This window comes from Mycolicibacterium obuense (assembly GCF_055397605.1).
In genome coordinates this window covers 987,479-1,000,082 of the sequence record NZ_AP043663.1, presented here as the reverse complement: position 1 = coordinate 1,000,082, position 12,604 = coordinate 987,479, and the positions used below count along the sequence as shown (strand labels likewise).

Here is a 12,604-nt window from a genome sequence, read left to right as displayed (position 1 = left end):
GGAGCACCGTGACCGATGATGACCGCCGCTCGCACACCGACCGGGTGATCGACGACCTACTCGACAGCCTTCGCCGCAATGACATGCGCGCCTTCGCCGATCAGTGGGCGCCCGACGGTTCGATGGAGTTCCCCTTCGCCGCACCCGGCTATCCAGTGCTGCGCAGTCGTGCCGACGTGGCCGACTATCTGAGGGACTACAGCACCATGCTGCGCATCGACACCGTGACCGAGCGGCAGCGGCACCACACCCTCGACCCGGAGACGGCAGTTCTGGAGTTCTCGGCCGACGGCATTGTGCTGCAGTCGAACTCGACTTACCACATGGATTACGTCGCGGTGATCACCGTCGGCGTCGACGGCGTGCGGCACTACCGCGACTACTGGAACCCGGTGGCCGCGGCAGCCGCACTCGGAGACGCCGACGCCCTCGCGTCAGGCATGGGGCGTCGTGATGCCTGATCCGATTCTCGTCACCGGGGCGACCGGCAACACCGGGACCGCCGTCGTCGCCGGCCTGCGGTCCCGCGGCAGCCACGTCCGCCCCGCAAGCCGGCGGCCAGACCCGGCCGACCCGGACGCCCTTGTGTTCGACTGGGCCGACGCCACGACGTTCGCCGCGGCGCTCCGGGGCGCGACGGCGATCTATCTGGTCGCCCCGGCCGGTGACGCCGATCCGGTGTCGACGGTCGGCCCGTTCCTCGAGCTGGCCGCAGACCAGGGTGTGCGTCGGGTCGTGCTGTTGAGTTCGTCGGCGATCGAGCGGGGGGAGCCCGGGCTGGGCGAGATCCACGACGTCATCGCCGGCAAGTTTTCCGAGGCCACCGTTCTGCGGCCCTCGTGGTTCATGCAGAACTTCGTCGGCGACCACCCACTGGCCCACAGCATTCGGGAGTCGCGGGAGATCGTCACGGCGACCGGCGCAGGTCGTCTGGGTTTCATCGACGCCGACGACATCGCCGCGACCGCCGTCGAAGCTCTCCTCGCACCCGAGCCCGTCGGCGAGGAACTGCTGCTGACCGGCCCCGAATCACTGTCCTACGCCGACGCCGCGGCGATCCTGTCGGAAGTGCTCGGACACCACATCCGCCACGTCGACGTGTCGCCCGCCGAACGAGCCTCACAGTTCACCACGGCCGGACTCTCGGAGGAGTTCGCGGGCGTGCTCGCGGCACTCGATGAACGCATCAGCGCCGGCGAACAGGACTTCGTGACGACGACCGTGCGCGACGTCACCGGCCGCCCACCGACGTCGTTGCGCGACTTCCTACATCAAGTCCATCTCGGCCGGTGAAGCTCCGCCGATCGCCTGGGAGATGAAGCTGTGGGTGGTCAGCGGTCCGCCGAACTGCTGCAGCAGCCCGCCCGCATCGTTACGGCCCAGATCGATCGGCTCGAACCCGAACCGTTCGATCAGGGACGCGACCTCGGCATTGGCCGCGGAATCGTTGCCCGAGAGGAACAGCACCCGCCGTCCGCCGTGACCGTCCTCGGGCTCGTGGGCGAGCACTTTGGCCCAGGTGTGCCCGAAGGCTTTCACCACGCGGGCGCCGGTCGCCCACTCCTCCACCAGATCCGACGACGCCCGCCCACCGAGATCCGCCGGCGAAAAGTCGGTGTAGTCAATGGCATTCGTCGCGTCGACGATGATCCGACCGGACCAGTCCGGCACCTGAGCGACGAGTTCCTGCACCGCATCGAACGGCACGGCCAGCACCACCACGTCGGCGCCGAGCGCGTCGGAGATCTCGGACGGCGTGATGTGGGGTCCGAGGCGCTGCGCCAGCGGTGCGACGGTGTCCGGACCGCGGGAGGCGGCGACGGCGACGGCGATTCCGGTGCGGGCGAAGTGCCCGGCCACCGCGGAGCCGATGTTGCCCGAACCGACGATCGCGTAGCTCATGGCGCCCTCTCGAGAGTTTTGTAGCACTTGTTAAAGTAACGACGCTAGCAGAGTGTGCGACTGGGTGCATAGGATCGTCCGATGGGCCGGCCGCCGAAGTTCGATCGCGCAGACGCGCTGCAGGCAGCCATGCATCTGTTCTGGGACAGGGGCTTTGACCGCACCTCGATCAACGATCTGACGGCGGCAATGGGTATCAGCCCGCCCAGCCTGTATGCGACGTTCGGCGACAAGCAAGCGCTGTTCGACGCCGCGGTGGAGTTGTACGAACGCTCCGCGGTGGTGCCGCCCGCATTGGCGGAGCCCACCGCGCACGCGGTCTTCACGTCGATGCTCGACCGGGCGGTCGAGCTGTACACCCGGCCGGCTCACCCGCCGGGCTGCTTCGTCATCTCGGACCCCACACTGCGTGCCCGCCGCGATTCGGGACGCGATGAGATCGCGCGGCGGCTGCGCCGTGCGCAGCGGGCCGGCGACCTGCCCGCATCGGCCGACGTCGCCGCGCTGACCGACTACGTCGACCTGGTCCTGCGCGGGTTGTCAGCTCTCGCCCGCGACGGTGCGACCCGGCGGCAGCTGCGCGCGGCGGCGGACATCGCCCTCAGGGCGTGGCCGGTTCCTGCGTCACCACGGTGAACAGTTGCGCGATCACGCCGTCTTCGACAAGCGCGACGTCGAACCCGGCGATCAGCATATCGGTGGTGCTCGGCGCGTAGACCTCGAAGTTCAGGTAGCCCATGTTGGCCACCTGGTGCACCGGGCCTGCCTGAACGAAGTCGAGCCCGGCCAGCGGCCCGTCGAGGAGAGCCTGCGCCTTCTCGTGCAACCGATCGTGACCCACGACCGTCTCCTCGGCGTCCGACCATCGGACGTGCGGCGCGTAATTGCGCCGGATCACTGCGAGCCGGGCGTCTGCATCACGCTCGTTGAACACCGCGAGCAGATTTTCCTCCATGAGCCGGACGATGTCGTCATTTTGTAGCACCCATGCAAGTTACCACTAGGCGCGACGGGGTTGCCTAGGATCACCGGAATGCTCGATCTCGCCGTCCCGATCCTCAACGCCCCGATGGGCGGGGTGGCCGGTGGCGAGCTCGCCGCAGCCGTCACCCGCTCCGGCGGGCTCGGCATGATCGGGGTGGGAAGCAGCGCAACGGTTTCCACGCTCCACAAAGAACTGCCCCATGTTCGCGGCGTACGGTTCGGGATCGGCCTGATCGGCTGGCGGGTACGCGAGGACCCAGCCCTGCTCGACGCCGCCCTGGATGCGCGGCCCGCGCTGCTGTCGGTGAGCTTCGGAGACGACTACGCCTGGGTGGTGGCCGCCCACGATGCCGGCGTGCTGACGGCCACCCAAGTCGCCGACGTCGAACAAGCGATACAGGCAGCAGACGCCGGAGTCGACGTGCTGGTCGCCCGCGGAGCGGAGGGCGGCGGCCACGGCCGACCCCGCATGCCGCTGCACCCCCTGCTGGGCCAGATCATCGCCTACGTGGACAGACCGGTACTCGTCGCCGGCGGAATCGCCTCGGCTCACGCAGTGAACGACGTGCTCGCCGCGGGCGCCGCCGGAGCGTGGATCGGCACCGCGTTCGCGGTGTGCAGGGAGTCGCTCCTCGACGATGCGGCGCGCGCTCGGCTGATCACGGCCCAGGCCACCGACACGATCCTGACCCGCGCGTTCGACAGAGCCTTCGGTTACGCGTGGCCGACGGACACGCCAGAACGCGTGCTGCGCAACAGCTTCACCGACCGATACGACACCCGCGAGGACGAAATCGACGCTACGGCGCGAGACGAACTGCGCACGGCGACCGAAAGCGACGACTACCGCATCGCCCCCATCAACGCCGGCGAGGGCGTCGGCGACGTCACAGGTGTCGACGACGCAGAAGCCGTCATCAGAAGACTCATCACCACCTAATCCAGCGTCGCCCAGAACGAATTCAGTGCTTCGGCGCCGCGGTGCGGGTCCTGCACCATCCACCAGTGCCCCAGCCCCTCGAGCACAGCGATGCGTGCGCCCGCCCGCTCGGAGGCCCGGCGCCGGTTGTCGTGAGCGCCGATGAACGCGTCGTCGGTCGCCAGCAGCGACAGGCCCGGCCGCGCGGCGAGGCGCGGCAACTCCCGGCCCGCCTCCGCCATCGCGGGTTGCGCGGCAGACCGGTAGAGCGCAAGGATGGCCCGGCCCATGTCGGCGTTCTGGTACTCGGCGATCTGCGCGGCGATGTCGGCCGGAATGCCGAGCGACACCATCAGATCCGTGCGCGCGGTCAGGTCACCGCCGAGCATCGCGTCGAGCGACTCCTCGCCCGCTCCCGGTGTCTGCCACACCTGCGCCATGTCGTGCCACACGTACTCCGGGTCGAACAGCCCGACGACGTCGCTGACCCAGCTGCGGACGAGCTCGGGCCGGTGCATCACCGCGTTGATGACGTGCCCGCCGCCCCAGTCATGGCCCACGAGGTCGATCGGCCCCTCGATCGCCGACAGTTCGGCTTCCAACCAGTCCCGGTACTCCAGGAATGTCGCGCCGAACCCGTCGGGCAGCGGTGCTCCGAAGCCCGGGGGCGAGAGAAGTACCACGTCGTCGCGGCCGAGGACCGCGAGCAGCGGGCCCCAGATCGCCGTGGTCTCGGGATTGCCGTGTACGAAGACCGCCGTCATGGACGTCAGACTACGGACTTTCCGGGGGCCGTGGCCCGCCCTTTGGTGCCACAGTGGAGACATGTTGATCTCAGTCATAGGCGCATCGGGGATGATCGGGTCGCAGGTCGTGCAGATCCTGACCGCTGCCGGACACGACGTCGTCGGCGCATCACTGCGCACCGGGGCGAACGTGCTCACCGGCGAGGGGCTCGACGACGCGGTGCCCGGCGCCGCGGTGCTCGTGGACGTCACGAATTCGCCTCAGCTGGACGATGATACGGCGACCGACTTCTTCACCACGTCGTCCGCGAACCTCGTCAAGGCTGCGGCGAGTGCCGGCGTCGAACACTACGTCGCGCTGTCGATCGTCGGCGCCGACGGCATCACCGACAGCGGCTACATGCGGGCCAAGGTCATCCAGGAGCGCACGGTCGCCGAATCGGGGCTGCCGTACACGATCGTGCGCGCGACGCAGTTCCATGAGTTCGCCGAGGCCATCGTCGGGTCGCTGGCGGTCGGCGACGAGTTCCGCGCCCCTGTGGCCCGCATTCAGCCCATCGCATCCGCAGACGTGGCGGCGGCGGTCGCCGACGCGGCGCAGCGCGCGCCGGCCGGCGGCATCGTCGACGTGGGCGGTCCGGAGAAGATGACGTTCGCCGATCTGGCGCGCGCGGTGCTCGCCCATCAGGGCAAGGACAACGCCGTCGTCGACGACGCAGAAGCCACCTACTTCGGCGCACGTGTCGACCACGACACCCTGGTCACCGGCGACGGCGCCCGGCTGGGCACACAACGGTTCGCCGACTGGCTGGCCACTCAGTGAGCGACGTCCTGGTGACCGGCGCCGCCGGTTACGTGGGCAGTCACCTCGTCAATCAGCTTCTGGCGCAGGGCCACCGGGTCCGTGCGGCAGTCCGCACTCCGCAGCGTGCCGACGACGTTCGTCAGACCGCCACCGCGTCAGTCGAATTCGCCTATGCCGATCTGACGTCCGACGACGGCTGGGCGGACGCCGTCGCAGGAGTCGACGTCGTCATGCACGTCGCGTCGCCGTTCCCGGCGCAGAATCCCCGCACCGACGACGAGGTCATCGTGCCGGCGCGCGACGGCGCGCTGCGGGTGTTACGTCATGCGCGCGACGCGGGGTGCGCGCAGGTCGTGATGACGTCGTCGTTCGCCGCGGTCGGGTACTCCCCGAGCGCGGACCAACGCTGGACCGAGGAGGATTGGACGGACCCGGCCGACGAGAACACCGCGTACATCCGGTCGAAGGCGATCGCGGAGCGGGCCGCGTGGGACTTCGTGGATCGCGAGGGCGGGGAGCTCGAGTTGACGACGATCGTGCCGACCGGGATCTTCGGGCCGACGCTCGGTCCGCACCTGTCGACCTCGGTGCAGATCGTGCGCTCGATGCTCGCCGGTGATCCGCTGCCGGCAGGCCAGTACTTCGGCGTGGTGGATGTCCGTGATGTCGCCGACGCCCATGTGCGCGCGATGACCACGGAAGCTGCTGCGGGCGAACGCTTCCTGGTGGTCGCCGACGAGCCCGCGGTGACGTTCGGCGAACTGGCACGCATGGTCGGCGTCAGCACCGAAGACAACACCACGGGCACACGGCCGCAGATCGACAACGCCAAGGCGAAGGCGGTGCTCGGCTGGCGGCCACGCCCTCTCGACGAGACGATCCGCGACACCGTCACCTCGCTGCGCGACCTCGGGTTGGCCTGACCTACAGACCGCCGGCGATCAAGTTCACCACCGAGGCGACGATCACCGAGCCGAAAAGGTACGACAGCAGACCGTGTTTGAGCGCCGTGGCGCGCATCCGCGACGACGTCAGGTTGGTGTCCGAGATCGCGAAGCTCATGCCGACGGCGTAGGCGACGTATGCGAAATCGCTGTAGCGGGGCGGCTCAGGAGTGTTGAAATCGATTCCGCCGACCGGCTTTTCCCGGAAGTAGATCTTCGCGTAGGTCAGCGCGAACAGCGTGTGCACCGCGAACCACGAGACCACCACGCTGCCCACCGCCACGTACGGCGCCACCGCGCCGAGACGTTCGGGCCGTGCATTCGCCAGCAGCAGCCCGACGCCGACCAGGCTGGCGAGCGCGCCGACGAGGACCAACACGAACACGGTGCGGCGGCCCGGCTCCTCGATCTCGGCATGCGATGCGGTCTGCTCGGCATCGAACGGCCACAGCACCGACCATGTCCACACCAGGTAGGTCAGCGCGAGGACGTCCCAGCCGATCAGAATGGCGAACCGCCCGAACTCGACAGCCGCACCAAGGCCGGCCACCAGGCCCAGGATCGCCGCGCCCAGCAGCCGGATCGCGGGGGTGTGCCACCGCGCCGAGGTCATCTGACGCAGTCAACCAGGCCGGCCTGTCGGAGGCCTGGAAGACACCCCCACCTGACCCGACAATCTCGCTGGTCACACCCGTCACACGACGCGCCGGAAACCTCGCGACACTCCCCCGCGGACGGCGGCGGTGTCCGCGCCGTGGCCTATGTTGGGGCCTCCGGCCAGACACCGGAGCGAGACAGAGAGGGAGGGTGCGTGGACGACCAGCTGTCGGCGGCCGATCTGCTCGAGCGCAACCGCGAGCTGCAGGCATCCCCGACGGTACGGCTGCTGTCGGCCACCAACCTGAGCCTTTACGCGGCGCTGATGGACCGGCACCTGAGCGGCGGAGTGGTCGCCGAGACCGAGCTGGTGGTGCGCCTGGAGCGTGATCTGGCCGACCTGGGCGACGATCAGCCCGGCCTCGCGCTGGTCAAGTCGTGGGCCAGCCAGGGCTGGCTGCACCGCATCGTCGACGACCGTACCGATCAGAACGTCTGCTACCTGACCCAGGACGCGCGGCGTGCGCTGGACTTCTTGCGCGGGATGCGCCGCCAGGACACCATCGCCACCGGCGGGTCGATCACCGGTATCGCCGGCCGGCTCAAGCAGGTAGCGATCAAGGTGGGCAACGATCCCGCCCGGATCCGTAAGAGCATCGAAGCCGAGATCGACACGCTGCGTCGTGAGCTCGACGAACTCGAGGCCGGGGAACGACCCGAACCGGACGTCACCGACGCCTACGACGAGGCCCGCGCGATCGCGCTGCAGATGGAACGCCTGATCACCGACATCGGCCAGTACGGCACGATGATCGAGCAGGCCACCGCGGCGCTCGACGAACCGATCGACAGCAACCTCGCCTACCGGGATCGGCAGCGGCAGATGTACGCCGACTACCAGGCGGCCTGGGATTCGCAGGGCCGCGACAGCCACCGCGCCTTCCTGCGCATGATCAACGACCCCGACCAGCGCGCCGAGTTCGAGGCCGACGTCGCCGCGGTCGCCGGTGCTCTCCCGCATCTGGACCCGGCGCTGCGCCGGGTGATGGCCGGCTTCTTCGAACTGGTCGGACAGCAGATCGACGAGGTCGAACGCATCCAGCAGCGCTGCGCGCAGCGGGTCAAACGCTTCACCGCGTTCGGCACGCTCGAGCAGAGCCGCGGCATCGCCCGCCAGCTGAACGAGGCCATCGGCGCCGCGCGCACCCTGCTGAAGACCTCGCTCACCGATTCCCGGCTCGATCTCGAGCTACCACTGGCCAGGCATGCGATCAGCTCGGTCGGCGCGCTCAGCTTCAAGATCGGCGACCTGTCCAACCCGAAGCCGGCCAAACCGGCCGAGGGCGACGTCGACCTCGCCAGCTTCGCCGCGCTCACCACCCAGGTCGACGCCGCGGCGATGGCGGAGATGATCAACGACGCGCTGCCGATGTCGCTGCCGGACGCGGTCGCCAAACTCGATAACGCGTACCTCGGTCACGTCATCGTGCTGTGGTCGTGGGCGCTCAAGCAGCCGCAAGAGACGGCCGGTGAGTCCACGACGGTCCGCTTCCGTTCGCTGGACGGCCGCGATCGCGAGATCGCCGTTCCCAACGCGACTTTCACCGAACCGATCACCGTGGGAGTGGCCCCGTGAGCACCGACGCCGATATCGACTTCTCGTCCCTGCCGCAGGTCGACCAGACCGCGCGACCGCCACATCAGCGGCGGCCCCGGTTCGACGGCGACGTCTCCGAGCTGCCCGACCGCGCCTGCTGGGCGCTGCAGCATCTGCTGACTCGGCGCTACATCAGCGCCGAGTCCGACGCCGACATCTACGCGTGGGTGCTCGAATACCGCCATCAGCTGTCGGTCCGGCTGTCCGAGCTCGACCTGCTGCTGCGCATCGTCGACGGAACGGACGTGGCGTTCGTCGAGCAGGCCCGCTACGAATCCGCCAAGGGCATCAAGCTTCTCCGCCGGGAGCCGCTCGGCACCTACGACTCGATCCTGGCCCTGCACCTGGCGCAGATGATGCGCGCCGCGGGCGGGCAGAGCGTGCTGATCTCACGCGAGGAGATGCACGGGCTGTTCTCGGGTGTGCTGAACGACGTGGACCGAGACGCGGTCACGTTCACGGGCCGCATCGACGCGGCGATCGCCCGGCTGACGGGCCTGGAGATCCTGCGCCGCAGCCGCGACGACGAAGACAGCTACACGATCAGCCCGGTGATCACCGCGGTGATGACGGCCAGCGTGATCACCGAGCTGCAGCAGCAGTTCGAACTGCTGGCCACCGGCGGCACCCCCGACGTGGAGGTCACCCTTGACTGAGCAGTTCCACCTGTCCCGGCTGCAGGTCATCAACTGGGGCGTGTTCGACGGCTACCACTCGATCCCGTTCAGCGAGGGTGGTGCACTGATCGCCGGCGCCTCGGGCAGCGGCAAATCCTCACTGCTGGACGCTATCTCGCTGGGCTTTCTGCCGTTCAACCGACGCAACTTCAACGCCTCCGGTGACAACACCGCGGCCGGGTCGAGCGCGGGCCGCCGCACCGTGGACAAGTACGTGCGTGGTGCGTGGGGTCAGCGCAGCGACGGTGGCACCAGCCGGGTGATGTACCTGCGCGGTGACGGCACCGCGTGGTCGGCCGTCGCGGTGACCTATGCCAGCGACTCCGGGCGCACGGTGACGGGCCTGGTGCTCAAGTGGCTGACGGGCGAATCGCGCAACGACTCGTCGAGCCGGTTCGTGCTCGGCGACGGCGATCTCGGCATCGAGGACGTCTGCAATCGTTGGGCGGCAGGCCGTTTCGACACTGGCGTGTTCAAAGAGAACGGCTGGCGGTTCACCACCAAGGTCGAGTCGCAGTATCTGGCGCAGCTGTACGCGACGATCGGCATCCGCGCCTCCGATGCGGCCCAGCAGCTGCTCGGCAAGGCGAAGTCGCTCAAGAGCGTCGGCGGCCTGGAGCAGTTCGTCCGGGAGTTCATGCTCGACGAGCCGGATAGCCTGGCCCGTCTTCCCGAGGCGCTCAAGCAGATCGATCCCCTGGTGGAGGCCCGCGAACTGCTGGCCGTCGCGCAGCGCAAGCGCAAGATCCTGGGCGACATCGAGAAGATCCAGCAGCGGTACGCCTCGGAGTCCACCGATCTCGGCATCATCGATCTCGTCGACCTGCCGATGGTGCGCGCGTACACCGATCACGTCCGGCTGGCGCAGTGCCCGGCGCAGATCGCCCAACTCGACACCACGATCGACCAGCTCGAGAACGAGTACGAGGATGTCACGCGGTCGCTGAATCTGGCCAAGGCAGAAGCGGATTCGCTCAATGCACAGATCAGCGGTACCAGTGCGAACATCGGTCCGCTGCAAAGTCAGGTGACGGCCGCGGAGACCGAGGCCGAGCAGATCGAGCGCCGCCGCGCCGCCTACGAGGACATGCTCGCCGCACAGGATCTCGACGTTCCCGACACCGCTGACGAATTCTGGAATCTGCGCGAAGAACTGCTGCAGCAGGCCACCGAACTGCTCGCCAAGGTCGAACGCAACCGGGAGGCGTCCACCGACGCCGAGTACGCGCAGAAGGCCGCGCGCATGACGCGCGACGACGCCGCCAAGGAGCTCAAGCGCGTCGAGCACGTCGGCTCGGCGCTGCCCGAGTTCGCGTTGCTGATGCGCGATCAGATCTGCGCCGCGGTCGGTGTGGACGCCGCCGAGCTGCCGTATGTCGCCGAGCTGATGGACCTGCGCGCCGACCAGACCCGGTGGCGCACCGCGGTGGAGAAGGTGCTGCGCGGCGTCGGGCTGCGGCTGATGGTGCCCGACCAGCACTGGACGGCGGTGCTGCAGTTCGTCAACGAGACGAACATGCGGGGCCGGCTCGCGCTGCACCATGTGCGGGCGAAGATGCTCGGCGCGGATCCGGTGGAGCCGGAGTCCAACACGCTGGCAGGCAAGCTCTTTGCCGTCGACCCCGCGCATCCGTGCGCCGCCGAAGCCGTCGACATCGTCACCGCGGCGGGCGATCACGCCTGCGTCGACACCCCCGATGTCTTCGCCCGGTTCCGCCGCGCGGTCACCGACACCGGCCTTTACAAGGACTCCGACCGGCTCGCGATCAAGGACGACCGGCGCCCGCTCAAGCAGTCGGAGTACCTGTACCAGGGTGATGTGACGGCGAAGATCAACGCGCTCACCGTCGACCTGGCCGCCGCCGAAGACGCCTATCAGAAGGCACGCCGCACCGCCGACGACATCGCCGCCCAGCGCCAGCAATGGCGTGACCGCGCGGCGGCCTGCAAGGCGATCTGCGAGCAGTTCCCGCAGTGGAGCCAGATCGACACCGAGACCGCCGACGGGCACGCCGAGCGGTTGCGCGAACAGTACGAGTTGCTGCTGGCCGACAACCCCGACATCGAGGCGCTCAATGCGCGCGCCGACGAATGTTGGTCACAGATCCAGAAATTGATGACGCGCCGCGGCGCGATCCAGACCCGACGCGACGATCTGGACACTCGGCGCACCCGGCTCCTCGAATTGGAGGAGCGGCTGTCGCCGGCGTTCGTCAGCGAACCGCTGACCGAGCTGCTGACCCGCTACTCCGCGCAGCTGCCCGTCAGCCTCGAGCTGCTCGACCCGGAACCGTTCCGCGACGCGCTGTTCGGCGCGATCAAGAAGGAACGCGAGCAACTCCGCGAGAGCCGCAGACGGTCCTACGACGAGCTCGCCCGCATCCTGAACACGTTCGACACCGCGTTCCCCGACGCGATCCCGAACGACTCGGAGAATTTCGACGAGCGCGTGCACGACTATGTCGCGCTGTGCCGGCACATCGACGAGCGCGAGCTGCCCGAGGCCTACGAGCGGATGATGCGGTTGGTCACCGAGCAGGCACCGGACGCGATCCTGACGCTGCACCGCGTGGCCGAGCAGGAAGCACGCCGCATCGCCGAACAGATCGAACGGGTCAACACCGGCTTGGGCGCCGTCGAGTTCAACCGTGGCACCCGGCTGACGCTGCGTGCCACGCCGCGCAGCCTGACCGCGGTGTCGGAGCTGACCGAGATCGTGCGGGCCATCAGCCGGCGCATCGCCGAGGTGGGCCTGGGCGACAAGCAGGCGATCCTGGACCAGTACGCCGACATCCTGCGATTGCGCAATCGGCTGGCGTCGACGGCGCCGGAGGACAAGGCGTGGACGCGCGACGCGCTCGATGTGCGCAACCGGTTCACGTTCGACTGCGCGGAGTGGGACGTGGCCTCCGACGAGCTGATCCGCACGCACAGCAATGCCGGCGACAACTCGGGCGGTGAGCAGGAAAAGCTGATGGCGTTCTGCCTCGCCGGGGCGCTGAGCTTCAACCTCGCGAGCCCCGAAAGCCAGGACAACAAGCCGGTGTTCGCGCAGCTGATGCTCGACGAGGCGTTCTCGAAATCGGATCCGCAGTTCGCGCAGCAGGCGCTGCAGGCCTTCCGCAAGTTCGGTTTCCAGCTGGTGATCGTCGCGACGGTGCAGAACGCGACGACGATCCAGCCCTACATCGACAGCGTGGTGATGGTCAGCAAGACCGAAGCGACGGGTCGCAACGCGCGGCCGGTGGCCACGGTGGCGACGCGTTCGATCGCGGAGTTCACGGAGCTGCGTCACCAGATGAAGCAGAAGGTGCCGGCGCTGGCGCACTGAGCGCCCGGCTGCCGATTCAGATTTCACACCGGCGTAACGCCG

Annotated in this window: 13 protein-coding genes; 9 read left to right on the top strand and 4 right to left on the bottom strand. The window is 68.5% G+C overall.

Going from position 1 to position 12,604, the window contains the following annotated elements; translation table 11 throughout:
* Positions 1-8: 8 nt before the first annotated feature.
* Complete coding sequence (locus tag ACZ50N_RS04805) at positions 9-461, top strand: nuclear transport factor 2 family protein (protein WP_464474790.1); 453 nt, start codon at positions 9-11, stop codon at positions 459-461.
* Positions 454-1,293: an SDR family oxidoreductase gene (locus tag ACZ50N_RS04800; protein ID WP_464474789.1), complete on the top strand. Its 840-nt coding sequence runs from the start codon at positions 454-456 to the stop codon at positions 1,291-1,293. Before ACZ50N_RS04805 ends, ACZ50N_RS04800 begins: the two co-directional genes overlap by 8 nt.
* On the opposite strand, the gene ACZ50N_RS04795 is transcribed toward ACZ50N_RS04800, so the two are convergent.
* The gene (locus ACZ50N_RS04795) at positions 1,267-1,902 is read right to left on the bottom strand and encodes an NADPH-dependent F420 reductase (RefSeq protein ID WP_464474788.1); all 636 of its coding nucleotides are present in this window, start codon (positions 1,900-1,902) and stop codon (positions 1,267-1,269) included. The genes ACZ50N_RS04800 and ACZ50N_RS04795 overlap by 27 nt on opposite strands.
* An 81-nt stretch (positions 1,903-1,983) precedes the next feature.
* Here ACZ50N_RS04795 and ACZ50N_RS04790 point away from each other — a divergent pair, with 81 nt between their 5' ends.
* Positions 1,984-2,538 (top strand): TetR/AcrR family transcriptional regulator, encoded by a 555-nt coding sequence (locus tag ACZ50N_RS04790; RefSeq protein ID WP_464474787.1) that lies wholly within the window; start codon positions 1,984-1,986, stop codon positions 2,536-2,538.
* Here ACZ50N_RS04790 and ACZ50N_RS04785 read toward each other — a convergent pair.
* Entirely contained in the window at positions 2,504-2,857 is a 354-nt protein-coding gene (locus tag ACZ50N_RS04785) for a nuclear transport factor 2 family protein (protein WP_464474786.1), read from the bottom strand. The genes ACZ50N_RS04790 and ACZ50N_RS04785 overlap by 35 nt on opposite strands.
* Positions 2,858-2,935: 78 nt before the next feature.
* On the opposite strand from ACZ50N_RS04785, the gene ACZ50N_RS04780 reads away from it, so the two are divergent.
* The gene (locus ACZ50N_RS04780) at positions 2,936-3,826 is read left to right on the top strand and encodes an NAD(P)H-dependent flavin oxidoreductase (protein ID WP_464474785.1); all 891 of its coding nucleotides are present in this window, start codon (positions 2,936-2,938) and stop codon (positions 3,824-3,826) included.
* On the opposite strand, the gene ACZ50N_RS04775 is transcribed toward ACZ50N_RS04780, so the two are convergent.
* Positions 3,823-4,569 (bottom strand): alpha/beta fold hydrolase, encoded by a 747-nt coding sequence (locus tag ACZ50N_RS04775; protein ID WP_464474784.1) that lies wholly within the window; start codon positions 4,567-4,569, stop codon positions 3,823-3,825. The genes ACZ50N_RS04780 and ACZ50N_RS04775 overlap by 4 nt on opposite strands.
* A 61-nt stretch (positions 4,570-4,630) precedes the next feature.
* On the opposite strand from ACZ50N_RS04775, the gene ACZ50N_RS04770 reads away from it, so the two are divergent.
* On the top strand, positions 4,631-5,374 hold the full coding sequence (locus tag ACZ50N_RS04770; protein ID WP_464474783.1) for an SDR family oxidoreductase: 744 nt from the start codon (positions 4,631-4,633) through the stop codon (positions 5,372-5,374).
* Positions 5,371-6,279 carry an NAD-dependent epimerase/dehydratase family protein gene (locus ACZ50N_RS04765; RefSeq protein WP_464474782.1) on the top strand — a complete coding sequence of 303 codons (909 nt, stop codon included), beginning with the start codon at positions 5,371-5,373 and terminating at the stop codon, positions 6,277-6,279. The genes ACZ50N_RS04770 and ACZ50N_RS04765 overlap by 4 nt, the downstream gene beginning before the upstream one ends.
* Position 6,280: 1 nt before the next feature.
* Here ACZ50N_RS04765 and ACZ50N_RS04760 read toward each other — a convergent pair whose 3' ends face one another.
* Positions 6,281-6,913, bottom strand: a complete 633-nt coding sequence (locus tag ACZ50N_RS04760) for a DUF1345 domain-containing protein (RefSeq protein WP_464474781.1) — start codon at positions 6,911-6,913, stop codon at positions 6,281-6,283.
* A 198-nt stretch (positions 6,914-7,111) separates the two neighbouring features.
* Here ACZ50N_RS04760 and ACZ50N_RS04755 point away from each other — a divergent pair, with 198 nt between their 5' ends.
* Genes ACZ50N_RS04755 through ACZ50N_RS04745 form a run of 3 tightly spaced genes read left to right on the top strand, consistent with a single transcriptional unit; the run spans position 7,112 to position 12,562 of the window.
* Positions 7,112-8,533 (top strand): DUF3375 domain-containing protein, encoded by a 1,422-nt coding sequence (locus ACZ50N_RS04755; protein WP_133413674.1) that lies wholly within the window; start codon positions 7,112-7,114, stop codon positions 8,531-8,533.
* Entirely contained in the window at positions 8,530-9,210 is a 681-nt protein-coding gene (locus ACZ50N_RS04750; RefSeq protein ID WP_046362488.1) for a DUF4194 domain-containing protein, read from the top strand. The genes ACZ50N_RS04755 and ACZ50N_RS04750 overlap by 4 nt, the downstream gene beginning before the upstream one ends.
* Positions 9,203-12,562 (top strand): ATP-binding protein, encoded by a 3,360-nt coding sequence (locus tag ACZ50N_RS04745; protein WP_048424802.1) that lies wholly within the window; start codon positions 9,203-9,205, stop codon positions 12,560-12,562. Before ACZ50N_RS04750 ends, ACZ50N_RS04745 begins: the two co-directional genes overlap by 8 nt.
* Positions 12,563-12,604 lie beyond the last annotated feature (42 nt).